The 21,854-nt window shown below is 72.4% G+C and carries 20 protein-coding genes and 2 pseudogenes; 13 read left to right on the forward strand and 9 right to left on the reverse strand.

The features are described 5' to 3' along the window. Positions 1 to 20: 20 nt before the first annotated feature. Both ACF061_RS24220 and ACF061_RS24225 read right to left on the reverse strand, forming a co-directional pair. Positions 21 to 209, reverse strand: a complete 189-nt coding sequence (locus tag ACF061_RS24220) for a hypothetical protein (protein ID WP_392269048.1) — start codon at positions 207 to 209, stop codon at positions 21 to 23. Continuing rightward, a complete protein-coding gene (locus ACF061_RS24225; protein ID WP_392269049.1) occupies positions 206 to 832 on the reverse strand; it encodes a TetR/AcrR family transcriptional regulator in 627 nt (208 codons plus the stop codon). The genes ACF061_RS24220 and ACF061_RS24225 overlap by 4 nt, the downstream gene beginning before the upstream one ends. 100 nt (positions 833 to 932) lie before the next feature. Between ACF061_RS24225 and ACF061_RS24230 the strand changes: the two genes are divergently transcribed. Next, positions 933 to 1,586, forward strand: coding sequence for a CatB-related O-acetyltransferase (locus ACF061_RS24230; protein ID WP_392269050.1), 654 nt, complete (start codon positions 933 to 935; stop codon positions 1,584 to 1,586). Positions 1,587 to 1,707: 121 nt separating this feature from the next. On the opposite strand, the pseudogene ACF061_RS24235 reads toward ACF061_RS24230, so the two are convergent. Together ACF061_RS24235 and ACF061_RS24240 are read right to left on the reverse strand one after the other, a co-directional pair. Continuing rightward, positions 1,708 to 2,076 (reverse strand): annotated as a pseudogene (locus ACF061_RS24235) (hypothetical protein); the annotation flags it as partial. Beyond that, complete coding sequence (locus tag ACF061_RS24240) at positions 2,045 to 3,385, reverse strand: helix-turn-helix domain-containing protein (RefSeq protein WP_392269051.1); 1,341 nt, start codon at positions 3,383 to 3,385, stop codon at positions 2,045 to 2,047. The gene ACF061_RS24240 and the pseudogene ACF061_RS24235, both read right to left, overlap by 32 nt. Positions 3,386 to 3,837: 452 nt before the next feature. Here ACF061_RS24240 and ACF061_RS24245 point away from each other — a divergent pair, with 452 nt between their 5' ends. After that, complete coding sequence (locus ACF061_RS24245) at positions 3,838 to 4,299, forward strand: hypothetical protein (protein WP_392269052.1); 462 nt, start codon at positions 3,838 to 3,840, stop codon at positions 4,297 to 4,299. Positions 4,300 to 4,482: 183 nt separating this feature from the next. On the opposite strand, the gene ACF061_RS24250 is transcribed toward ACF061_RS24245, so the two are convergent. Continuing rightward, complete coding sequence (locus ACF061_RS24250; protein ID WP_392269053.1) at positions 4,483 to 4,947, reverse strand: SRPBCC family protein; 465 nt, start codon at positions 4,945 to 4,947, stop codon at positions 4,483 to 4,485. Positions 4,948 to 5,573: 626 nt separating this feature from the next. On the opposite strand from ACF061_RS24250, the gene ACF061_RS24255 reads away from it, so the two are divergent. The 5 genes from ACF061_RS24255 (at position 5,574) to ACF061_RS24275 (ending at position 12,148) form a co-directional block, all read left to right on the forward strand. After that, positions 5,574 to 6,302 (forward strand): DUF4232 domain-containing protein, encoded by a 729-nt coding sequence (locus ACF061_RS24255; protein WP_392269054.1) that lies wholly within the window; start codon positions 5,574 to 5,576, stop codon positions 6,300 to 6,302. Between the two features lie 830 nt (positions 6,303 to 7,132). Beyond that, entirely contained in the window at positions 7,133 to 7,963 is an 831-nt protein-coding gene (locus ACF061_RS24260) for a GntR family transcriptional regulator (protein WP_392269055.1), read from the forward strand. A 120-nt stretch (positions 7,964 to 8,083) separates the two neighbouring features. Continuing rightward, positions 8,084 to 8,854 (forward strand): sulfite exporter TauE/SafE family protein, encoded by a 771-nt coding sequence (locus tag ACF061_RS24265; RefSeq protein WP_392269056.1) that lies wholly within the window; start codon positions 8,084 to 8,086, stop codon positions 8,852 to 8,854. Positions 8,855 to 8,998: 144 nt separating this feature from the next. Next, complete coding sequence (locus tag ACF061_RS24270; RefSeq protein ID WP_392269057.1) at positions 8,999 to 11,446, forward strand: DUF1963 domain-containing protein; 2,448 nt, start codon at positions 8,999 to 9,001, stop codon at positions 11,444 to 11,446. 351 nt (positions 11,447 to 11,797) lie between these two features. Next, positions 11,798 to 12,148, forward strand: a complete 351-nt coding sequence (locus ACF061_RS24275) for a hypothetical protein (RefSeq protein ID WP_392269058.1) — start codon at positions 11,798 to 11,800, stop codon at positions 12,146 to 12,148. 679 nt (positions 12,149 to 12,827) lie between these two features. Here the strand turns inward: ACF061_RS24275 and map are convergent. After that, a complete protein-coding gene (gene map / locus ACF061_RS24280; RefSeq protein WP_392269059.1) occupies positions 12,828 to 13,610 on the reverse strand; it encodes a type I methionyl aminopeptidase in 783 nt (260 codons plus the stop codon). Between the two features lie 60 nt (positions 13,611 to 13,670). On the opposite strand from map, the pseudogene ACF061_RS24285 reads away from it, so the two are divergent. Further along, positions 13,671 to 13,967: pseudogene (locus ACF061_RS24285) on the forward strand (helix-turn-helix domain-containing protein). Between the two features lie 180 nt (positions 13,968 to 14,147). Here the strand turns inward: ACF061_RS24285 and ACF061_RS24290 are convergent. Both ACF061_RS24290 and ACF061_RS24295 read right to left on the reverse strand, forming a co-directional pair. Further along, positions 14,148 to 14,516, reverse strand: a complete 369-nt coding sequence (locus ACF061_RS24290; protein WP_392269060.1) for a hypothetical protein — start codon at positions 14,514 to 14,516, stop codon at positions 14,148 to 14,150. A 339-nt stretch (positions 14,517 to 14,855) separates the two neighbouring features. Further along, positions 14,856 to 15,668, reverse strand: a complete 813-nt coding sequence (locus ACF061_RS24295) for a class I SAM-dependent methyltransferase (RefSeq protein ID WP_392269167.1) — start codon at positions 15,666 to 15,668, stop codon at positions 14,856 to 14,858. Between the two features lie 432 nt (positions 15,669 to 16,100). Between ACF061_RS24295 and ACF061_RS24300 the strand changes: the two genes are divergently transcribed. The 4 genes from ACF061_RS24300 (at position 16,101) to ACF061_RS24315 (ending at position 19,624) form a co-directional block, all read left to right on the forward strand. Beyond that, complete coding sequence (locus ACF061_RS24300) at positions 16,101 to 16,544, forward strand: hypothetical protein (RefSeq protein ID WP_392269061.1); 444 nt, start codon at positions 16,101 to 16,103, stop codon at positions 16,542 to 16,544. A gap of 114 nt (positions 16,545 to 16,658) precedes the next feature. Then, a complete protein-coding gene (locus ACF061_RS24305) occupies positions 16,659 to 17,795 on the forward strand; it encodes a PLP-dependent cysteine synthase family protein (RefSeq protein ID WP_392269062.1) in 1,137 nt (378 codons plus the stop codon). After that, positions 17,792 to 19,042, forward strand: a complete 1,251-nt coding sequence (locus tag ACF061_RS24310) for an MFS transporter (protein WP_392269063.1) — start codon at positions 17,792 to 17,794, stop codon at positions 19,040 to 19,042. Before ACF061_RS24305 ends, ACF061_RS24310 begins: the two co-directional genes overlap by 4 nt. Before the next feature lie 312 nt (positions 19,043 to 19,354). Continuing rightward, positions 19,355 to 19,624 carry a hypothetical protein gene (locus tag ACF061_RS24315; RefSeq protein ID WP_392269064.1) on the forward strand — a complete coding sequence of 90 codons (270 nt, stop codon included), beginning with the start codon at positions 19,355 to 19,357 and terminating at the stop codon, positions 19,622 to 19,624. Positions 19,625 to 19,980: 356 nt separating this feature from the next. On the opposite strand, the gene ACF061_RS24320 is transcribed toward ACF061_RS24315, so the two are convergent. After that, complete coding sequence (locus tag ACF061_RS24320; protein WP_392269065.1) at positions 19,981 to 20,742, reverse strand: SDR family oxidoreductase; 762 nt, start codon at positions 20,740 to 20,742, stop codon at positions 19,981 to 19,983. Between the two features lie 192 nt (positions 20,743 to 20,934). Between ACF061_RS24320 and ACF061_RS24325 the strand changes: the two genes are divergently transcribed. Continuing rightward, positions 20,935 to 21,807 (forward strand): helix-turn-helix transcriptional regulator, encoded by an 873-nt coding sequence (locus tag ACF061_RS24325; RefSeq protein ID WP_392269066.1) that lies wholly within the window; start codon positions 20,935 to 20,937, stop codon positions 21,805 to 21,807. Positions 21,808 to 21,854: the final 47 nt, after the last annotated feature.

Below are 21,854 nucleotides of genomic sequence, written 5' to 3' on the forward strand. Positions count from 1 at the left end.
CGCATCCGACTCGGCGGCACCTACTTCCACAACGGTCCGCTCGGCCTGTCGGCCAAGTCGACTGCCGGTGCGGGAACCGGCGGCGGAGAACCGGGCAGGAAGAGGCGCTGCACCGCCGCGCGCCCGGGGCCGGCCTCCTGCCGGACCGTGATCCAGGTCTTGTCGCGCTCCTGACCGCGCCCGCGTTCGCTACCTGCCTCCTCGATCACACGCTCTCTTCCCGACGGACGGAGAAGGCGCCCGCGGCGGCCGCCAGGACCGCCGCCTCCGCGGCCCGTTCCGGGAGCTGCGGATCCGGATCGGCGCGCAGGAGGACCAGCTGGTGGTAGAGCGGCGCCGTGGCGGCGATCAGCAGGCTCCGCGCGTCCGTGTGCCGTGCGGGGAGTTCACCGCGCTCGGTGGCGCGCTCGACGAGGATCTCGCACTGGGCGTACCGGTCCGTCCACAACCGCGTCTGCGCCCGCGCGGCCTGTTCGGAGTGGAACGAGGCGGCCATCAGGGCGACGGCGAACGACGGTCGCAGGACCAGGGAGTCGTGGATCTCCTGGTTGAGGGCGGTCAGATCGCCGCGCAGCGAGCCGGTGTCCGGCGGCTGCCAGTCGATCTCGCCAGCGGCGTCGATGACGTCGACGAGCAGGCCGCCGACATCGCGCCAACGCCGGTAGACCGTGGCGCGGTGCACTCCGGCCCGCGTGGCGACACCCTCCATCGTGAGTCCTTCGTGACCGCCCTCGGCGAGTTCGGCGCGCACCGCATCGAGAACCTGGGCGCGGACGCGGGCGGTGCGACCGCCCGGACGGCGGTCCGACGTCGTGTCCAGTGGGTCTCTCATCGGCAATCGGTATCCGGTTTGATCGAGGCAGCGGGGCTGTGCCAGCATCTTAACGCGACAGTTGTCGCCCTAGGCTCACCAGAGAGGAATCCCCTCCGCGATGCCGCTCGTTCCCGCCGACCCCACCGTGCTCCACCCGATGCCCGAGCACGCGCGCGTGGTTCTGCTGAAGCCGCTGGTGAAGTCGCCGTTGATCGAGGTCGGTGACTTCTCCTACTACGACGATCCGGACGACCCGACCGCGTTCGAGACGCGCAACGTCCTGTACCACTACGGTCCGGAGCGGCTTGTCATCGGCAAGTACTGCGCGCTGGGGACGGGCACCCGGTTCATCATGAACGGCGCCAACCACCGCATGGACGGTCCTTCCACCTTCCCGTTCCCCACCATGGGCGGCTCCTGGGCAGAGCACTTCGACCTGATCACCGACCTGCCCGGCCGCGGCGACACGGTCGTCGGCAACGACGTGTGGTTCGGCCACGGCTCCACGGTCATGCCCGGTGTACGCATCGGCAACGGCGCGATCATCGCCGCCGGCGCCGTGGTCACCGGCGACGTCCCCGACTACGGCATCGTCGGCGGCAACCCCGCCCGGCTCATCCGCACCCGTTACGACGCCGCGGACATCGCCCGGCTCCTCGCCGTGGCCTGGTGGGACTGGCCCGTGGAGCACGTCACCAGGCATGTGCGGACGATCATGTCGGGGACCGTCGCCGACCTGGAGGAGGCCGCCGCGCGGATCGACCAGCCCTGACACCGCGTCCTCGCCACACCGCCCGCACCCGTCCCCGCGCCGGGAACGAGTGATCGCCCGTGCCCCGTCGCCGCTCCCTGGCGCGAGGTTCGGCCTGTTCCCCGTGCAGGATGGAGCCTCGACGTCGGGCGTGGCGGATCCTCAGCCGACCGCATCCCATGGTCCCGGAGATCCGGATCCTCGGCTCGCTCGGGCTGGAACGCCGTGTGGCCTCGTGGCGCAGGTCCTTCCGACCGGTGCGCGAACCCTCGACGTCAACGACCGCGTCGCCAGGCACCGTGATCCTGGCCCTGCCGGTGCCGAGGTGCGGCTCGATGCCGATGACGGGATGCTCGATGACCGCCCGGGAAAGATCCAGACGTACCCTTCCGAACGCGGACTCGACCTTGAGGAACCGGGGCACCCGCCATCCGCCGCGCCACTCCGACCAGGCTCGATAGCGGACCGCCGCCGGGGTGCTAGCCGTCGTACGGGACCCAGGCGCGCTCGCCCGCGGGGTTCCTGCCGTACCAGTAGTGCGGCTTTCCCTTGATGCCGGTGGTGTGGAACGGGCGGCCGTGGTCGTCGATGCGGACCGTGCCGGTGCGGCCCTGGGAGGACCAGTCGAGTTCGAGGTACCAGCGGGCGTCGTGGGTCTGGGTCGTCGCGTCGACCAGCAGCACCTCCGGGTCCTCGGCGGAGACCCGGTACGGGAAGTGCACGGCCGAGATGGTGCGTCCGCGGTCGGCGCCGTCCTCCGGGCGGGCGAGGGGACGGTCGACGTCGAGGTTCACGGTGAAGCGGCGGGGTGCGAGCTCGCCGCCGCAGCCCTGGGCCGTGGAGTACGCGTTCCCGGTGACCGGGTCGCCGCGGCTGACGACGCGGACGCGGAGCGCCTCCAGGACCACGGCCGTGGACGACCGCCCCTGCACCGCGATCTGCACCATCGTCTGCCGCCCGTGCACCGCGCCCTGTGTCGCCGCCCACACCCCGGCGTCCTGCTGCATCGGCGGCGGAGGAACCAGCGCGGGCGGCTTGGCGATGACGTAGTCGTGGTCGCAGCCCGTCTCCCACACCTGGGAGTCGGCGCTCCAGGTGAGGGGCAGGCCGGTGGCCGGCTTCGCGGCCCTGGTGGGACCGCTGCCGGTGGCGGGTGGGTCGGGGGCCTGCTGCCGGAGGCCGGGCGACGCGAGTCTCCGGGAAGAGGAGGGGGCGTCGGTGGCCGACGGTTCCGCCGAGCGGCGGGGTGAGCCGGGGGCGGTCGTCCGCGGGCCCGCGGAGCGGGAGGTGTCCGCCTCGACGGAACGGTCGTCCGGCAGGGCGAACACGCCGCCCACAGTGGCGAGCAGCGCGCAGGCGACGGCGGTGCGCACCAGGACCCGTCGACGGCGGTACCAGGGGCGGCGGGGAACCGGAGAAGGGGCGGGCGCGTACGGGGCGGCCTCGTCCGGGCCGGGATCGTCCCCGGGCTGCTCCGCGGAACTGCTCTCCTCGTCGAGCACCCCGTCCGGCGCCGGCCCGGGTACCGGCGCCGAAACCGCCGCCTCCGCCGAACCGGCCGTGCGCACCCGTTGCCGGGCCGCCACCGCCGACAACCACAGCCGGTGCAGCTCGAGCCGTTCCTGAGGTGTCGCCTCGCAGAAGGCCGCGAGGCGCTCCACGGGCGCGAAGTCCTGCGGAACCGCCTCGCCCGCGCAGTACCGGTGCAGCGTGGAGGTGTTCATGTTGAGGCGGCGGGCCAGGGAGCCGTAGCTCCGGTCCGTGCGGTCCTTCAGCCTGCGCAACAGCGCCGCGAATGCCTCGACATCGTCCCGAACCAACGCCGTTCCCCCGCCGTCCGCCCGCGATCCGGTATCCCAGGCACTCACATACCTGCACGTCAGGTGGGCTGGGATGGTTCCACCGTCGCCAAAAGGGCGACAGCCGTTGCGCCGTGCTCCGGTGACCGCCGATGCTCTCGGTGTCGCACCGACCGGGCCGGACCGACCGGCCGAACCGGGCGACGCCCCCTCGCTGTCGACCGGGCGGGACGGCCGCGCCGACACGGTCGTGAACCGGTGCGACTCGGCAGCTCCGAGGGCGCTTCGGCGAAGGCGTTCGAGCAAGGAACGACCACCGACGCCCTGAACGGACTCGGCCGAGGAGGCCGCCGGGGGCGGGCCTCCCGGCACGGGGGCGGGAGGCCGGCCCGGCACCGACGACCACCGCACAACCTGATCACCCGACCACCCGACCACCCGACCACCCGATCACCCGAAAACGGAGAACAGACATGAACAGCAAGACCCGTACCGCCCTCACCGTCGGCGTCCTCGCCGTCGCCCTCAGCGTCGGCGTCGGTGTCCAGGCCTCCGCCGGGACCCCGCGCAGCGTCAGCGGCAAGCCGTCCGACGACATCACCCGCATCGCCGACTTCTACGGCGCCTACATCGACGCGATGATCGACGAGGACAGCGGTGGCCTCGGGGATGCCCTGCGCAGCCACTACCTCACCGCCGGCTTCCAGAAGGAACTGAACGTTTGGGAGGAGGAGAACCACGCCAACGGCGTCCTGCGCGCCCAGAACGTGCCGCTCGCCTGGAAGGTCACCGACAACGGCACCACCGCCACCCGCACGGAGGCCGTGATCACCCTCACCTGGGGTCAGTCCAGCACGACCACGCTGGTCGTCGACATGAACCGCGACAGCCACCGGATCTTCCACATCGGGGAGAAGGGCAGCAGCGGGAAGTGACGGCTGTACCCACGCAGCGCAGTCACTGAGGTTCGCCTCGTGGAGCCGCGGGGGGCGACGGGCTGTGGCCCCCCGCGGCGCCACCGGACGAGGCGCCGGCTCGGGCAGTCCGGGCCCGGGTACTGGCGGGGAGCCGGGGGGATCGAGCCCCGCACCGGCCAGAGGAGCCTGCCTGTGCCGATGTCAGGATCCAGGAGTGGACGCCTGTCGAGCCAGCTCCAGGGCCAGGCGTCGCATGACCGTGCGGTTGGCGCGCCGCATCGTGGCCCGGACGACGGGCGCAGGCAGGCGGTCGGCGAGCGGGGCGCGCGCCCAGGCGTACGTGAACGACACGTGACTCCCGCCGCCCGGCAGCGGTTCGATGGTGTAGGTGCCGTGGGCCAGGCGCCGGCCGGCCGCGCTGACGTTCCGTTCGACGATGCGCCGCGGCGGGTCGGCCTCGACGACCTCTATGGCGACCTCGGTCTTCGTGCCCCCCAGCGCGGCTGTGACCGTGGCGCACGATCCCACGCCGCGACCGGGACCGCTGTAGCGCCAGTCGGTCAGGTAGTGGTCGGTGAAGCGCTCGTGGCGAGCCATGGCATCGAGGAAGTCGTAGACCTGCTCGGGCGTCTGCGGTACATCGATCGACACGGTGACGGGCTTCATGCGGCAGACGGTACAGAGGAGTCGTACCGATCGGGAGACGCGCGACGTGGCGAATGCGGCGTCGGCGCCTCGATGGCGAGGCCGCGCCCGGCACGCGCGGGGAGCGGCGCGCCGACTGGTGGACGCGGCCGTCGGCATCGTCGAGGCAGACGGCATCGCGCACTTGAGCATGCGCGGCCCGGGCGCCGCGATCGGCATCGGTCACCGCATGCTGATCCACTGTTTCGGCGCCGGGGAACAACTGCTCGTCGAGAGCGTCCGGACGTCGGAGCAACGCCGGCGTGACCTGCCGTCCCGGCACCGCCTGGATCCCGATCTCGCGCCCACCGATGCCGCGCGGCTCCTCCGGCAGCGGTCGACGGGCCTTCGACTGGGCGGTCGGGAGCGGTTCCTCCGCGGAATCCGCAGGCGCGCTGCGGGGCCGCCCCGCTCGCGCGCCGTACATGGAGGGCTCGAGTCGTTGTCGGAACCCGGGCCAGGCAGGTGACCGTACGGGGATGCCTGGGCGGACCGTACGGCCGATACGCCTGTGACGGAACGAAGACATCGCGGAGGACCGCCTGTGACTCGGTGCGAGATACAAATATTCCCGACCGCACGCACCGCGTAACCCCTGGGGGACCACCGTGAAGTACACCCGCATCACCGCTCTGGCCGCCATCGGCGTCGCCGCCACCCTCTCGCTCACCGCCTGCGGCAGCGGCGACTCCGGGAACGACTCGTCCGCCAAGGGCTCCTCGTCCTCTTCGTCCTCGTCCTCTTCGTCCTCGGACGGTGGCGCGAAGCCGGAGGGCGGTTCGGGCTCCGGTGGCGCGCAGGCCGGCAGCGCGAACTCGCAGGGCGGTTCGGGCACCGGCGGCGCGGGGGCCGGCGGCACGAAGTCGGGCTCCGGCGAGGGCGCCAAGGCCGGCGGCGGCGCCGCCGACGGCGCTGCGGAGACCGGCGGCAAGGTCACGTTCTGCAAGACGAAGGACCTGGCCATCGACGCCGGCAACGCCGCGCCCGACGCGGCCTCCGGCAGGATCGACATCACCATGGTCAACCGGGGTTCGACCACCTGCTCGGCGACGGGCTTCGCGGGCGTCGACATCAAGGACGCCGACCACACCTCGAACCCCATCGAGCGCGGCCCCGCCCAGCCGCGTGTCACCATCCTCAAGCCCGGCGAGGCCGCCGTCTTCAACCTCGCCTACGACATCGACAACAGCGGCAAGAGCCTCGCGTCCCCGACCGGCATCCTGGTGACGCCCCCGAACGAGACCCACACCGTGACCCTGAAGTGGCCCACGGGCGCGGGTGGCATCAAGGGCGCCTACACCGACGTGCAGGTCTACCCCACGCACACGACCAAGTAGGGACCCGCACCCGAACCGGTCGTGGCGACCAGGTCAAGTCCGGTGGGCGAGTCGGCCGGGCCGCCTCGTCGAATGCGGGAGCGTGAACCACCAGCCATGCGGGCGCCGACACACGCACCACCTGGAGCGGCACGGCGCCACCGGCCGCGCCGCCCTCCTCGACCTCGTCGTCCAGCTCGGCCGAGTTCCCGGGTGGGCCCGCACTCCGCGCCCTGGGCAGGGGCCGCCCTCACCCTCGGCGCCGCCCGTGGCCCCAGCGCCCCGGCCGGCGCGGGACCGCGCGAACACATGCGCTACGATCGATCGCGAACCGGCGGCCGGAACTCCGGTCGGTCGTCCGTGCGTCGGTGGTCCAAGGAAAGACGCCCCGCTTCCTGCGGGGAGATGCAGGTGCAAGGCCTGCCCGGCGCTCCACACAGGCCCCGCTTCCCACACGTCGGAAGCGGGGTTCTTCGCGTACCAGGGCGGCGACAGCAGGCAGGGTGTGCGCCGTCCCGGCGAGCCGGGGGCCGGTGCGGGCCGGGGGCCGGTGCGGGCCGGCTGTCCTGGGCGTCACGGCCACCGGCGGACAGCTCGGTGACGCTCGGTTCACCGAGGACGTGGAACGGATCCGGGCGACCCGCTCCGGCCGTCGGTCAGCCGCGACCCGGCCGTCACACGTGATCGCCGACCGTGCGTCCTCGTCCCGCGGGAATCGCTCATGACCGGCAGGGGGCCCGCCGGCCGGCGGAGCGCTCCGCTCGTCGGTCGAACGGGCTGGCCACAGGAGTGCGCAGGTCAGATCGGGTGGCGTAACTCCGGCGTAACACCCCGGGCGTAGCTTCTCAGTCATGGGTGACATGAACGAGGGCGTCGGACGGGCATCGGGTGGCCGGCTGCGGCCACCCGGCCCGACGACCCGCCGGATCCCCGCGGAGTGGGTGTCGTCGAGACCGCGCGCCGAGCGGGCGCGCCAACTGGCGGATGTGCTCCGGCAACGGATCACGGCGGGCGCGTTCCCCTGCGGGGTGCTGCCGGACGAACGCCTCCTGGGCACGCAGTTGGGCGCCTCGCGAAACGCGGTCCGGGAGGCGCTGGGCCTCCTGCGGGACGAGGGACTGATCACCCGGCGACGCGGTGTGGGCACCACGGTGACGACGTCCAAGTACGGACACGGGCTGGACCGTCTGGCAGGCTTGGCCGAGACGCTGAACGGACACGGAACGGTCACCAACGAGGTCCGAGTCGCCGAAGTCGTCACCGACCCGCCGCCGGCGATCACCGAACGCCTGGAGCTCCCCGCCGGTACAGCCGTGCTGCACCTGGAGCGCCTGCGCCGCCTGGACGGAAGGCCCCTGTCACTGGACACCAGTCACCTTCCCGCGGAAGTCGGCCGCGGTGTCCTCCGGGGCGACCTGACCGGACGGGACGTGTTCGCCCTGATCGAGGAGACCACGGGCTGTCTGCTGGGCCGCGCCGAAGTGACGGTGCACGCGGTCACCGCAGACCCCGACACCGCCGCGCTGCTGGAGATTCCCGTCGGGGCGGCGGTGTTCGCCATCGAACGTCTCACCCGGCTGTCCGACGGGCGGCCGGTCGACGTGGAGTCGCTGCGCATCCGGGCCGACCGGATGGCCCTGCACACCACCCTGCACCGCGAACGCCCCTTCCTCGCCGGCTGAACGCCCGGCCCCGTGCGACCGCTTGCCGCGAGGGCGCGCCTCCGCGGTCCCTTCCCGACGGGAGATCACCATGGCTTCCTGCCGCCCGGCGACATTCCACATCCGCGCCCGGGAGACGCGATGACGGCCGACTTGTCCGCGTCCGTGCTGGTGGCGTTGGGGCTCATCGGTCTCTGCGGCGGTATCGGGATCACCGCGCTCGGCCCGGGCGGTGTGCTGCCCACGGTCGCACTGTTCCTCCTGGCGGGTATGTCGCCCGCCGAAGTGGCCGGGACCGCCATCGTCACGCACGTGGCCACCGGCGCGTTGGCCACCGCCGCGTACACCCGCTCCGGTGAACTCCGCGAGCCCGCGACCCGCCGTACGGCGTCGCTGCTGGCCGGCACCGCCGTACTCGGTACCCCGGTCGGCGTCCTGCTCAACACCGCGGTGTCCCAGCGTGCCTTCGGCTTCGTGCTCGGGTTGTTCGTGGTCGCCGCCGCCGTGCTGGTGTGGTTCCGCGAGCACCGCCGGCCCCCGGCCGCACCGACTTCCCACCCCTCGGCGACCGTTGTCGCCGGGCTCGGACTCGCGGTGTCCGCCGCCGGCGGCCTGGTGGGCATCGGGGGTCCCATGCTCACCGTGCCACTGCTGGTCGCTCTCGGCGTGCCCGTGCTGGAATCCCTGGCCTCCGCCCAGGCCCAGTCGATCGTCATCGCGGGCGTCGGCACGCTGGCATACCTCGCGCACGGCACCATCGACTGGCCCCTCGCGGCAGTGGTCGGGATCCCGGAACTGGCCGGAGTGCTGCTGGGCTGGAAGATCGCCCGAGCGCTCCCCGCCCACCGGCTCAAGAACGCCCTTGTCGTCACCCTGCTGGTGCTGGGCCCCTTCCTGGCCCTGCACGGATGACCAGGTGCGGGTCCGCGGGCGCCGGGACGGGGGCAGGTGCCCAGCCGCTGCGGCGGCGAGTCTGTCGCACCCCTGTGCGAGAGTGCTCCGCACCACGGACGGCACGGGTGTTCCGTCCGGTGGACCTCGACACAGGAGAACCGCATGCACAATCAGACCGTGGCCGGCCGCTCCGGCACCCCGGTCGTCGTCTACGACACCGAGGTGCGCACCGGTGCCGGCTGGGCCAGCGCCACCCGGCTGACGGTCCACCTGGACCGGGACGAGCCGTCCGAGCTGCTGGAGCTCGCCTGGCGCTCGGGGAACGGGGCCGAGGCCGTCGTCGCGTTCGACAGCGGGATGCGGAGCTTCCTCGGCCACCGCAGAGGAACCGACGGCGCGCCGGAGGAGTACCGCGGCGTCGAGCGCGGGCGCTGGTGGGACCTCGCGGAGATCGAAGAGGACTGCCGGTCGTACCTCTTCGCCACCGAGGAGGACACGGAGACGGACACCGGGACGGACACCGGGGAGAGCAGCGGCGACGGCCGGCCGGGCGCGCGCCGGCTGCGTCTGGTGCTGGACGATGGCCGCGGCCCCGTCGAGCGGGTCACCTGGCGCGACGCACGGGGCACGTTCGCCTCGGTCGTCCTGCGCGACCGGCCCGCCGTCCGCTCCTGCGTGCCGGTGACGGTGAAGGAGGTCGTCGCCAGCGCCGAGCACCGGGCGGCCGGCGAGGTCGCCGGTCGTCTGCTCGACCCGGGGCCGGGCAAGTGGCTCGCCTTCGAACCGGCCGCAACCCTGGACTTCGTCCTCGCCGAACCGGCCGCCGTCACCGCCTACCGACTCACCTCGGGCAACGACTACCGGGATCGCGACCCCCGCAACTGGCGGCTGCGCGGTTCGCTGGACGGCACCACCTGGTACGTCCTGGACACGCGCTCGGACCAGGAGTTCCCCGGACGGCTGGAAAGCCGCGAGTACGCCGTCGTCAACTCCACGGCGTACACACGCTACCGCCTCGACATCGACGTCAATCGGGGCCGGGCCGACGAGACACAGCTCACCCGGGTGGAACTGCTCACCACGGACGATGCCAGAATGATCGGCACCCCCGTGTCCGGCCTCCGTCTGGACTCCAGTGGCGAGAACTGGCAGAACCGCGAGTACGGAACGAACCTGCTCACCGACGACGCGGCCAAGTGGCTGGTCTTCGCCCGGGCGGCCTGGCTGGAGTTCACGCTGCCCGAGCCGGCCGCCGTCACCGGGTACACCCTGACGTCCGCCGACGACCACTGCGCTCGGGACCCGAAGGACTGGGTGCTGCAGGGGTCGTACGACGGCGACTACTGGACGACGCTGGACCAGCGGGCCGACGAGACATTCCACGAGCGCTTCCTGGTGCGCGAATTCACTGTGGCTCACGCCTTGCCGTACCGGCGGTACCGGCTGCACATCACCGCCAACGCCGAGGGGGCCGGCGAGATCCAGCTCAACCGGGTGCAGTTGCTGGTGAAGCAGGACGACCGGTCCCCCGCCCGGCGGGGGTTCTCCGGCGTACTGCGGTACGGGCATGGTCCCGCCGTCGGCTATCGGGGGACCTCCGTCGCCGTGGAGACCCACCCGCGCCCTCCGGCCGAACCCGGCGCACCCGCCCGCAGGTCCTCGGTGCCCGGCCTTCCTCAGGTGGACTGGCGTGCGCTTCCCGACTCCTGGACGCCCGATATGCGACAGGACGTGATCCGCTTCCGGGACGAGGCGCTGGCGCGCGGTGTCCCGCCCGAGGACGTGGAGGCGTGGCTGGGACTGGCCCGGCGGTGCGTCGTGGTGTCGCCGGAGGTCGACGGGCCGGTCGTGGGCCGCCTCGGCACCCCGGTGATGCTCCCGCGCGGTGTCCCCCTGCCCGGGGCACCCGGCGGGCAGGCCGCGGAGGACGAGGACGACGACCTCGCACCGGAGCACCTGATCGCCACCCTCGACCTCGCGGCGATTGCCGAGGACGCGACGAACCTGCGGCTTCCGTCCGACGGGAGCCTGCTGTTCTTCGCCTGGCCCGATCTGGACGTGTCCACGGACCCCACCTGTTCGGGCGGCAGCGTCATCCACGTCCCGGCTGGAACGGAAGTCGTGGAACGTGACGTGCCTTACGACTATCCGCCCGGCGACTTCCTGGCCGATGTGGACTTCGACGGCGAACTCCGCGGCGAACTGCGGATGAAGTACGACCTGTCGCTTCCGGACCACGAGTTCGAGGACGACCCGATTGGTGCCGCGCATCCGCACGCCGACGCACTGCGCGAGGTGTGGCGGTTCGTCCGCTCCGGCACCCACCACTACCGGTGGTCACACCTTCAGATCGGCGGATACGCGTCGGACTCCGAAGGATGGGGAGACCCCGTCAGGACGTGCGCGCAGGGCCCCGGAGCGGAGGCGGTGTACGCCGGACGCCCCGAAGCCGCCGAGGAGCCGCGCTACGAGGACTGGCTGCTCCTGGCCGAATGGCACCCACGGATGACGGGCCTGGAGTCCGTCACCATGTTCTGGGCGCTCAGGGAGCAGGATCTCGCGGCACAGCGCTTCGACACGGTACGGGTCGCCATGTGGGCCAACCCGTGAAGTCTCCCGGCCCCGGCGGCGACCCTGCGGTGTTCGCCTCCCGCATCCCACGCGCCGTGCCGACCTGGGCCGTGCTACTACGGCCCCCCGCACCCGGAACATGCCTTCGGATGTGAGTGGGAGGAGCGTGTCGCCTTCCGCCGGACGGCCCGCAAGTGCCGCGAAGGGCAGCGTCCGCCCGAGGAGCGGCGTCCGGCGCGCGCTCCCGGGCGCTTGCCGGGGCGGCCGGTCATCCGGGTCCGGTCCTGGACCGACCGGCTGTTTGCGCTGTGCGGGGCGGGGCGTCAGCGGCACGACAGCGGCGGGGCTCAGGCTGGGCCGCGTACCGTCCCGCACTCGGACAGGAGTCCCATGCCCCGCATCACCCCTCACGCCGCCGGCGCCGGACCGCGCCGACGGTCCCGCCCACTGGCACGTCTGATGACGGTCTGTGTCGCGCTGGGCGCGGCACTGCTGACGCCCACCGCCGCCGGGGCGGCCGGGTCGACCAACGAGGACGCCTACCGCAACCTCGGGCAGGCGGACCGGGCCGAGTGGATGTGGGGCATCGCGAGCGACACCCCGCTGTCGGCCATGTCCCTGCCCGGCACCCATGACACGCTCGCCGTCCACGTCGGGATCTCCGCGCAGACGCAGGAGGACTACGGCGACAGCGCGGGCACGTCGGCGCCTTGGACTGCGCCAACGACCCGGCTTCGGTGACCCCGGCCAGGGCCCGATCGATCTTCGACGCCTACGTGGCGAAGTATCCCGACCTCTTCTACGCCCCTTCCGTGGCGGGCAACGGCAAGGCGCGCGCCCTCACGCTCGGGCAGGTCCGCGGCAAGCTGGTCCTGGCCAGCTTCGACAGCATCGACAGCGAAGGCGACGGCTACGGGATCGACGGCTTCAACGCCCACAAGGAAGATCGCTGGGCGGCGTCGACGGTCCCGGAGAAGTGGGGCTACGTCAAGGGCAACGTCCGCGAGGCGGTACAGCGCCCCGAGAGTGACCTGTACGTGACGTACTCGTCCGCGTCCAACGGCCTCATCCGCGTGCCGTCCGACCACGCCGGCGGCTGCCGGTCGGTCCAGGACGGTGTCACCACCGACGTCCTAGCAAGGTACCCAGGACGCCTGCCCGAAGTAGCGCCCCCGGCACGCTTGCAGGCCGCCCCTCCTTCCCGGACGGGCGGCCTGTTCCTTCTGTCTCCCCTCACCTTCCCTGCCCTTCTCTCCTCCTCGGTTCCCCCTCTTCCTCGTCACCGTGCGGGTGGCTGTCCGGTGTGCGAGCGGCGATCGGCTCGGACATGGCGACCCCCTGTGCAAGGCGGCCGGGGTGGGTCGAGGCCCGGCCGCGCCTGGCAGCCGGGTCCGCCGACGCGGCAGCGGTGGGGGCTCCCTCACGGTCGTGCCCGCGTGGGCAGGGTGAGGATCTCGGCTCCGTCGTCGGTGATGGCGATGGTGTGCTCGCTGTGCGCGGTCCGGCAGCCCGTCGCGCTGCGCAGCGTCCAACCGTCGGCGTCGGTGACGAGTGTGGCGGTGTCGGCCATCACCCAGGGCTCCAGGGCGAGCAGCAGTCCGGGGCGCAGCTTGTATCCGCGGCCGGGCCGCCCGGTGTTCGCGACGTGTGGGTCCTGGTGCATGGTCGAGCCGATGCCGTGGCCTCCGAAGTCGGTGTTGATCGGGTAGCCCGCACTGCCGAGGACCGTGCCGATGGCGTGGGAGAGGTCGCCGATGCGCGCCCCGGGCTTGGCGGCGGCGATGCCGGCGGCGAGTGCGCGTTCGGTCGTCTCGATCATCGCTACGCTCTCCGCCGGCCTGGCCCTGCCCACCAGGAAGCTGATCGCGGCGTCCGCGGCCACCCCGCCCCTGGCCACGGCGAGGTCGAGGGTCAGCAGATCCCCGTCTGCCAGCGTGTAGTCGTACGGCCGCCCATGGAGCACTCCGTCGTTGACGGCCGTGCAGATGTAGTGCCCGAACGGGCCGCGCCCGAAGGAGGGCGCGTAGTCGACGTAGCAGGACTGCGCTCCCGCCTCGCTGATCATCTCCTTGGTCCACTGGTCGATGTCCAGCAGGTTCGTCCCGACCGTGCTGCGCTGCCTCAGCGAGTGCAGGATGTCCCCGACCAGGGCGCCGGTGTCCCTCGCCCGTTCCAGGCGCGCGGAGTTGAGGATCTCGATCATGGTGGTCCCCTTTGGTCCAATAACTATCCCGCCTAACTTTACCGGTATTAGAATGGGGTCATGGTCGGGTTGCCGCTCACCCCCGCCGAGGTGGAACGCGGCCGGCGCCACGCTCCGTCGAGCCCGGGACCGCCGCTCGATGCCGGACGTGGCGCTCGCCTCGCACACCTCGCCGGAAACTCCGCGGAAGATCGAATCCGACCGTGTGGCTGCCCCGCCTTCCCGACCGTCGCGGCGATCGCCGACACCCTCGGCCTGTCCCTCGACGCCGTCCGGCCCAGGGTGAGTCAGGCGGAGCGGACCGTCGAGGATCAGCCGGTCCCGCCTGTCACTCGGCATCCATCGCCGGTCTCCTGACGCCGCGCCCGGAGAGCCGGCGGTTCCAACCGGCGCAGGTCCGCGCGTGACGAGAAGGTCGGAACCTCCCGCGGTCCGGACAGGACGAGACCCTGCCCACCCGCTTCGAAGCCATGACCGTCGCCCCCCGGAACCCTGGGGGCGAGAGCCGCTCACCTGCGCCTGCGGATCGGTCGCCGATCAGTCGACGCGGTCGCTCAGGGCCAGCACCCGCGGGAAGCCGCCGGGGAAGCTCGTGGGCATGCCCGGCACGTCGATGGTGCGCCCGTACACTCCGGCCAGGAACTCGACGGCACCGACCGGGAACTCGAACCACTCGGCGTTGTCCGTGCGGACGACCACCGGCCATGCGTCCGGGTCCGCAGGGCTCGTCCTCCAGTAGAGGGCGTCCCCCGAGTTGGACGACGCCCAGGAGATCAGGCCGCCCGGTCGTGGGTAGGGCACGTAGTCCTCGGTGTCGCCCATCTCGTAAAGATCCTGGAGGATCTCATCGTCCCTGGACTCGGACGCCCATGATGCCTCGGCGCCGTGCGTCGGAAGGGACACCATGAGGAAATCGTCGATGACAAACACCGGATACGCCTCCGCCAGGGAACGGAAGTCGGAAGGCAAAGCCGTCCCGAGGCACGCCTCCAGGGCGGCCCAGTCCACTCTGCGCCCCCCGGGCACACGCCACCGTGTCATCGACGGAAGCACGGCCTCCAGCTCTTCGATCCCCAGCATGTCGTCCACCGATCCGGGCTGTTCTGGACCACGATGCCGTCGAACGGTACTCCGTCCGCGGCGCAGGCGGACATGGCGATGCTGTCCGCCCGTTGCGTGGCCGTAGTCGGACACCCCTGCGTCAGGCCCCCTTGGAATCGATCATCCGGGAAACCGGGAGGCGCTTCACCGGCGGACCGCCGAGATCAGTCCGCCGGGCCGCTCCTCGTGCTGCGGCGGGGTGCCGATCGGGCGGCCGTAGGCGGCAGCGCGCTCGCGCAGGGTGTGGCTGTCGGCCTCCCAGCCGTGCCCGGCCAGCCAGCCCACCGGGTCGTCGGGCATCTCCGAGACCCACATGGCCGCCGCCGATCCCGGCACGGCGTCCGCGCCGAAGCGCTCGATCACGCCGCGCGAGCCCAACGTCAGCCCCAGCCGACTGCCTGGCGCCGACCGCGCGCCGATCCGGGCCAGCAGCAGCTCCACCGCGTCCTCGGGCAGATAGATCAGCAGTCCTTCGGCGATCCACACGGTCGGCACCGCCGGGTCGTGCCCCGCGGCGGCCAGCGCGCCTGGCCAGTCCTCACGCAGATCCACCGCGACGGTGATCCGCTCGCAGCGTGCGACGGCCCGCTCCTGACGAAGCACCGAAGCCTTGAAGTCCAATGGCGCGGCGGTGTCGACCTCGAACAGCCGGGTGCCCTCGGGCCAGTCCATCCGGAAGGCCCGGCTGTCCATGCCGGCGCCGAGCAGCACGATCTGCCGGACCCCGGACGCGGAAGCCTGCCGCAACAGGTCGTCGAGGAACTTCGTCCTGACGACGATGGAGAACGACACGGCCAGCCGGCGGCGGCGCGCGGCCTCGTCATCGGGCGGCGGCGAGGAGGGCCACAGGCCGCCGGCGGCGGCGAAGGCCTGTGCCAGTGGGTCGCGGAACAGCGCGTTCTCCCGCTCGGTCTCCAGCGCCCGCACTCTGGCCACCCCCACCGCCGTGGCCCACACTCCCGACGGCTGCACCCGCTCCTGCTCATCAGTCACCGCGTCAGCCTAGGCGACCGATTCCACGGGGCGTGATGAGGGGAGGCGGCTTCAGGCGCGGCCGGCCGGTCATGCGCGCGCTGACCGCCTACGACGCAACCGAATCGCCTTCAGCAGGGGCCGCTCGCCCGCCGGCCCGCGCATCCGCTCCCGGCTCCGCGGGCCGGCCTGGTCGGCGCCCCCGCCGGTCCGGGCCCGGTGCGGCGGCGACGGGGTTCGTGGCTCACCCGATGCGGTGATCGTCGTGACGGAAGGCACCGGCCCGCGCCCGGTCGTGCCGGCCCCGGAGAGCTTGGCGGGGCTGCGATCCGGGCATCCAGGGCCCGCCCACCCGGCCGCGACTCCCGACGCCGCTGACGAGAACTTTACGCGCTCGACTGATTACGCTTCGTCGTCATGCGGGCTGGGGCACTTGTGCGCGGCGACCGCTCCGTGGGATGGACCGGAGCGGTGGTCGTCGTGCTGCTGGCCGCGCTCGTGCACCTCCTCGGATGCGCCCACGGGCCGACGCCGGTCCACGCTCCGCGAGCGGACGCGCTGTCCAGCGCCCGGGCGGCCTCCTGCGCTCAGTTCCTCCCGGAGCCGCCGCGGACGGCCGCCACCGGGCACGACGCGCCGGTGCCCGACGAGTGGTGCCACTGCCGGGGGCTGGACCAGCCGGCGGTGCGGACACCGCGCGAAGGGGAACCGACCGGAGCCGGACTGCTCACCGCTCTGCCGACCGACCCGGCCGGTGGCTCCTCCACCCTCGCCCCGGCGGCGCTTCGACCGGGCGGGCCGCGGTCCACGGCGCCGTCCGGCGAACGGGCCCGGGCCGGTCTCGGCGTGTGGCGGACCTGATCGGAACCTCGCCCGGGCACCCGCGAGGCGGGCCGCACGGCGACCGATCACGTCCACTTCCGCGCACACCGGCCGGCAGCCGTCGACAGGCACCGGCCGAGGGAAAGGCACGCCATGAACCACCCCACCGGCATCGCGCCGTCGACGCCTCCGGCCCAGCCGGCCGACGCCGAACACACCCCGCACACCCCGGCCGGCCTCGTCGGCGACACCCCGCTGCTGTGGATCGGCGCACCCTTCACCGCCGCCGGACGGGGTTTCTGGGCCAAACTAGAAGGCCACAACCCCGGCGGGATCAAGGACCGCACCGCCCTGCACATGGTCCGCGCGGCCCGCGACCGCGGCCGGCTCCTGCCCGGCGCCCGCATCATCGAGTCGACCTCCGGCACCCTCGGCCTCGGCCTGGCCCTGGCCGGTGCGGAGTACGGGCACCCGGTCACCATCGTCACCGACCCCGGCATGGAACCGCTGATGACCGGTCTGCTCACCGCCTACGGCGCCGAGATCGACCTCGTCAGCAGGCCGCACCCGGTGGGCGGCTGGCAGGAGGCCCGCCGGCAGCGGGTCGGGGAACTCCTCGCCGCCCATCCGGACGCCTGGTGCCCCGACCAGTACAACAACCCCGACAACGTCGCCGCCTACGCCCCGCTCGCCCGTGAACTCATCACCCAGCTCGGCCGCGTCGACACCCTGGTCGTCTCCGTCGGCACCGGTGGCCACTCCGCCGGCGTCGGCACGGTCCTGCGTGACCGCTTCCCCCACCTGCGGGTCGTCGGAGTCGACGCCACCGGTTCGACGATCTTCGGCCAGCCCGCCGCCGCCCGCCTCATGCGGGGCCTGGGCTCCAGCATCCACCCCGGCAACGTCGCCTACGGCCTCTTCGACGAGGTCCACTGGGTCGCCGCCCCCGAAGCGGTGTGGGCCGCCCGCAAGCTGGCCCGCCACCACTACGCCACCGGCGGCTGGAGCGTAGGCGCCGTCGCCCTGGTCGCCCGCTGGCTGGCCCGCACCCTCCCGGCGGAGAACCGGATCGTCACCGTCTTCCCGGACGGGCCGCAGCGCTACGTCGGCACCGTCTTCGACGACGCCTACTGCCGCGGCAACGGCCTCCTCGGCCACCTGCCCGCCGAGGACCCCGACGAGATCACCGACAGCCGGGAACGCACCGTCACCCGCTGGACCCGCTGCACCCGCGTCACCGATCCCCTCGCCCGGTCCGAAGGCCACGACCTCGCGGGAGCCAGCCGATGAAGAAGCTGTGGGCGCAGACCCGCTCCTTCCCGCCGGGCGCACGGCTGATGATGGCCAACCAGTTCGCCATCAACCTCGCCTTCTACATGCTCATGCCCTACCTGGCCGCCCACCTCTCGGGCGGGCTCGGCCTGGCCGCCTGGGCCGTCGGCCTCGTCCTGGGCGTACGCAACTTCTCCCAGCAGGGCATGTTCCTCATCGGCGGCACCCTCGCCGACCGTCTCGGCCACAAGATCCCCATCATGGCCGGCTGCCTCCTGCGCACCCTCGGCTTCGCCCTGCTGGGCTGGGTCGACAACCTCCCCACCCTCATCGCGGCCTCCGCCGCGACCGGCTTCGCCGGCGCCCTGTTCAACCCGGCCGTCCGCGCCCACCTCGCCGCCGAGGCCGGCGAGCGGCGGGTGGACGCCTTCGCCACCTTCAACGTCTACTACCAGGCCGGCATGCTGCTCGGCCCGCTCGTCGGACTCGCCCTGCTGGCCGCCGACTTCCGGCTCGTGTGCACCGTCGCCGCCGCAGTCTTCGCCGCTCTCACCGTGCTGCAGTGGCGCGCACTGCCCGCTCACCGCCCACCCGCCGGGACCACCCGGCAGGACGGCGTCCTGACCCAGTGGCGCAGCGTCGTCGCCAACCGGCCCTTCCTCCTCTTCTCCGCTGCCATGATCGGCTCCTACGTGCTGGGTTTCCAGGTCTACCTCGCCCTCCCGCTCGCGGCGACGGACGCCCTCGGCACCCGCGCCACCGCCGTCACCAGCGGACTGTTCGTCATCTCCGCCGCGGTCGCCGTGGTGGGCCAGCTCCGCCTCACCGACTGGGCCAAGAACCGGTGGCGGCCCGGCGAAGCCCTGGTACGCGGGCTGGCGACGATGGGACTCGCGTTCGTCCCCCTCGCCCTCAGCCCCCGCGACTCGCGAACCGCCGTACTCGTCTCCCTGATCCTGGCGGTGGCCCTGCTCGCGGCCGGATCCGCCATCGTCTACCCCTTCGAGATGGGCACCGTCGTCGCCCTGTCCGGCAACCGTCTCGTCGCCACCCACTACGGCTTCTACAACACCGTCTCCGGGCTGGGCATCACCCTGGGCAATCTGGGCACCGGCGCGCTCTGGGACTACGCGGGACACCATGACGCGACCTGGCTGACCTGGGTTTTCCTGACCGCGACCGGCACAGCCTGCGCCGCGGCGGTCGCCGCCCTCGCCCGCACCGGACGCCTCGCCACGCCGCAAGCGCTACCCGCCGCGGGATAGGCCACGACACCGGGGCACCGGGCGGGAAACTCCCGATCGACGAGGTCCCGGGCATGTCACCGCGCCGGCGCCCGGGCTCGGCGGGCACGGTGGGCCCCTGTCGCCGCCCCCCTTCCGGCAGGGCGGGGGCGGCGATCAACGGGTGAACAACGAGCCGACCGGCTCCTGTCCAGGGCCCAACGTCCCTGCTCAGCCGGGACGTTGGGGTATATGTCCCAAGTGTCATACTGGCCCGCGTTTCTGCGGGTGGAGTGCCCGTTGCTCGGGTGCGGTCGCCCACTGTCCTTCAGTCACTTCCCTAGGAGTTCACCGATGCCTCGATGCAAGGGCGTTGTGGTATCTGATCGAGCACCTGGACCGGCCCGGCGAAATCGTCGGGACCGCGAACACCGCAGACTCGGTCTGCTCCCGGCGCAGTACGCGGCGTTCGAGGCGGCACTGTGCGAGGCGTTGCGGATCCGCGCCGGCGCGCACTGGAGCGTGGAACTGGAGCAGGCCTGGGTGCGGATGCTGCGCTCCGGTGTGGCGGCCATGGTACGGCGGCCCTCCTCCGCGCACGGGCGCAGCGCCTGTCGTGCTTGAACTCCAGCCGGTCGATGCCGGTGGCCAGGGCGAGGGTGGGAACCCGGCGGTACAGGGTGCCGTGGACGACCGGCGGTTCGACGCGCGCCAGCGGCTGGCCGAGGCACTGTTCCCTGGGTCCCCCCGCAGCGCCCCCTTCCCGCCCCGCCGGCTCGGTCCGCGGTGTGGGAAGCCGTCCGTCATCCCGGTCCCTCCCGATACGGACCCGGGCGGAGCGTCGCCGAAGTGTGGCGGGAACCAGCCGAGCCGCCATTACGTACCGCTACCGAATGGGGGGAGCTTCGAGAGTGCAGGACGCCCGGCTGCTCGGCGGCGGCCCGGGGTGACGCAGGAGGTGGCTGCCGCGGCCGGGGGAGTCAGCCTCGGTGGCCGCGGAGCACGGCCAGGGCCTGGGAGCGCTGTGCGACGAGGCCGTCGTAGGTGCCGTCGCGTTCGGCCCAGCGGTGCATGAGGACGCCCTTGACCAGGATCTCGCGCGGGGTGGGCTCCTGCGAGAGCAGGCGCATGACCTCGGTGGCGAAGTCGTCCAGCGGCAGCGCGTGCGGGTTCACCTTTTCCTGGCCCGCTGTGGCGACGGCCGGGGGGACGAGCTCGACGACGCCGACGCCCGTGCCGTCGAGCTGCGCGCGCAGTGCCTCGGAGTAGGCGTGCACCGCGGCCTTCGAGGCGGCGTAGCTTGGCATGGGCGGAAACGGCAGGAAGGCGATGCCGGAGGTGACGGTGACGAAGGTGCCGGCGCCCCGCCGGACCAGGTGGGGGGTGAAGGCGTCGATGACCCGGATGGTGCCCATCAGATTGGTGTCGATCGTCCTCTGCGCCGCCTCGAAGTGCGCGGGGTCGCGCAGGTCTTCCAGGAGCATGACGCCCGACATGATCACCACGGTGTCCAGCTCGGGGTACCGGTCGAGTGCGGCGTCACGGGCGGACGTGATGGAGGAGCTGTCGGTGACGTCGATGCCGAACGTGCCGAAACCCTCTTCGGCGAGTTCCGACAGCGCCTCCTGGCTGCGGCCGCCGACGGCCACGGTGCTGCCCGCCGCGGCGAACCTGCGGGCCAGCTCCCGCCCGATACCCGAGGTTCCGCCCACGACGAGAACGGTGCGGTTGGAGAGATCCATGGGATCTTCCCTTCTTCAGTCCAGGGCGCCGGTGGCGTTCGGGCCCGCGGCGCGGACAGCGATGACCTCTGTCCTTTTCGAAACGGTGCGACCGCAGTCTTGACGCAATCCGACAGGTGTGGCAGGACCCCCGTCCTACCTGGTCCTGTCAGGGCCCCCTCCGAGACACACGCATCGCACTACGGTGTCGGTATGAAGGACGAGGAATCCGGCAACCGGCTCGGCAGCTACCTTCGTGCCCGGCGCGAGCTGGTCACCCCGGCGCAGGCGGGGCTCCCGCCCGGGGGCAACCGCCGCGTGCCCGGCCTGCGCCGTGAGGAGGTCGCCCTGCTCGCCGGGATCAGCCCCGACTACTACCTGCGCCTGGAACGGGGCCGCGACAAGAACCCCTCGCCCCAGGTCCTCGAATCACTCGCACGCGTCCTGCTGCTCGACGACATCGAGCGGACATATCTGCACGGCCTCGCCGCAACACGCCCCAGGGCGCCACGCCGCAAACGGCCCGAGCACGTACCGGCGCGGGTGCACGAGCTGCTCGCCCACCTCCAGATCCCCGCGTTCGTCGAAGGGCGCGCGTTCGACGTCCTGGCCTCCAATCCCATGGCCGTCGCGCTCTCCCCCCGCCTGCGGCCCGGTCAGAACCGGCTTCGTTCCCTCCTCCTCGATCCCGAGGAACAGGCCTTCCACCAGGACTGGGCCAAAGCCACCGCCGACTTCGTCGCCGCCCTGCGCACCACTGTCGGGGACGACACCGACAACCCCCGGTTCGTCGAACTCGTCGGAGAACTCGCACTGTCCAGCCGGCGATTCCGCACCCTGTGGGCCCGCCACGACGTCCGCGGTCTCGCCGGAGGCACCACCACGGTCCACCACCCGGTCGTCGGTGAACTACGCCTCCACCGCGACAAACTCCCCATCGACGACGTCATCCTCGTCGTCTACTACCCGGACAAGGACAGCGACAGCGACGAGAAGCTGCGGCTCCTCGCCGCACTCGCGCACACCGGGTCCGCCGGCGCGGCGCACGACGGACGGGCGGACGATTCACATGCGAAGGCACCCTGACGAACACGCGCCGTCCCGGCGCCGCGGCAGGAGCACCCACGCCGTCT

The organism is Streptomyces sp. NPDC015220 (assembly GCF_043079345.1).
GTDB lineage: Bacteria > Actinomycetota > Actinomycetes > Streptomycetales > Streptomycetaceae > Streptomyces.

What these genes read in the sequence shown, in the direction of transcription:
- ACF061_RS24250 (WP_392269053.1), bottom strand. Translation starts at nt 4,947, where the DNA reads ATGAAGCCCGTCACCGTGTCGATCGATGTACCGCAGACGCCCGAGCAG.
- ACF061_RS24305 (WP_392269062.1), top strand. Translation starts at nt 16,659, where the DNA reads ATGAACCACCCCACCGGCATCGCGCCGTCGACGCCTCCGGCCCAGCCG.
- ACF061_RS24325 (WP_392269066.1), top strand. Translation starts at nt 20,935, where the DNA reads ATGAAGGACGAGGAATCCGGCAACCGGCTCGGCAGCTACCTTCGTGCC.
- ACF061_RS24300 (WP_392269061.1), top strand. Translation starts at nt 16,101, where the DNA reads ATGCGGGCTGGGGCACTTGTGCGCGGCGACCGCTCCGTGGGATGGACC.
- ACF061_RS24260 (WP_392269055.1), top strand. Translation starts at nt 7,133, where the DNA reads ATGGGTGACATGAACGAGGGCGTCGGACGGGCATCGGGTGGCCGGCTG.
- ACF061_RS24310 (WP_392269063.1), top strand. Translation starts at nt 17,792, where the DNA reads ATGAAGAAGCTGTGGGCGCAGACCCGCTCCTTCCCGCCGGGCGCACGG.
- ACF061_RS24230 (WP_392269050.1), top strand. Translation starts at nt 933, where the DNA reads ATGCCGCTCGTTCCCGCCGACCCCACCGTGCTCCACCCGATGCCCGAG.
- ACF061_RS24225 (WP_392269049.1), bottom strand. Translation starts at nt 832, where the DNA reads ATGAGAGACCCACTGGACACGACGTCGGACCGCCGTCCGGGCGGTCGC.
- ACF061_RS24275 (WP_392269058.1), top strand. Translation starts at nt 11,798, where the DNA reads ATGCCCCGCATCACCCCTCACGCCGCCGGCGCCGGACCGCGCCGACGG.
- ACF061_RS24315 (WP_392269064.1), top strand. Translation starts at nt 19,355, where the DNA reads ATGCCTCGATGCAAGGGCGTTGTGGTATCTGATCGAGCACCTGGACCG.
- ACF061_RS24245 (WP_392269052.1), top strand. Translation starts at nt 3,838, where the DNA reads ATGAACAGCAAGACCCGTACCGCCCTCACCGTCGGCGTCCTCGCCGTC.
- map (WP_392269059.1), bottom strand. Translation starts at nt 13,610, where the DNA reads ATGATCGAGATCCTCAACTCCGCGCGCCTGGAACGGGCGAGGGACACC.
- ACF061_RS24290 (WP_392269060.1), bottom strand. Translation starts at nt 14,516, where the DNA reads ATGGTGTCCCTTCCGACGCACGGCGCCGAGGCATCATGGGCGTCCGAG.
- ACF061_RS24265 (WP_392269056.1), top strand. Translation starts at nt 8,084, where the DNA reads ATGACGGCCGACTTGTCCGCGTCCGTGCTGGTGGCGTTGGGGCTCATC.
- ACF061_RS24320 (WP_392269065.1), bottom strand. Translation starts at nt 20,742, where the DNA reads ATGGATCTCTCCAACCGCACCGTTCTCGTCGTGGGCGGAACCTCGGGT.
- ACF061_RS24270 (WP_392269057.1), top strand. Translation starts at nt 8,999, where the DNA reads ATGCACAATCAGACCGTGGCCGGCCGCTCCGGCACCCCGGTCGTCGTC.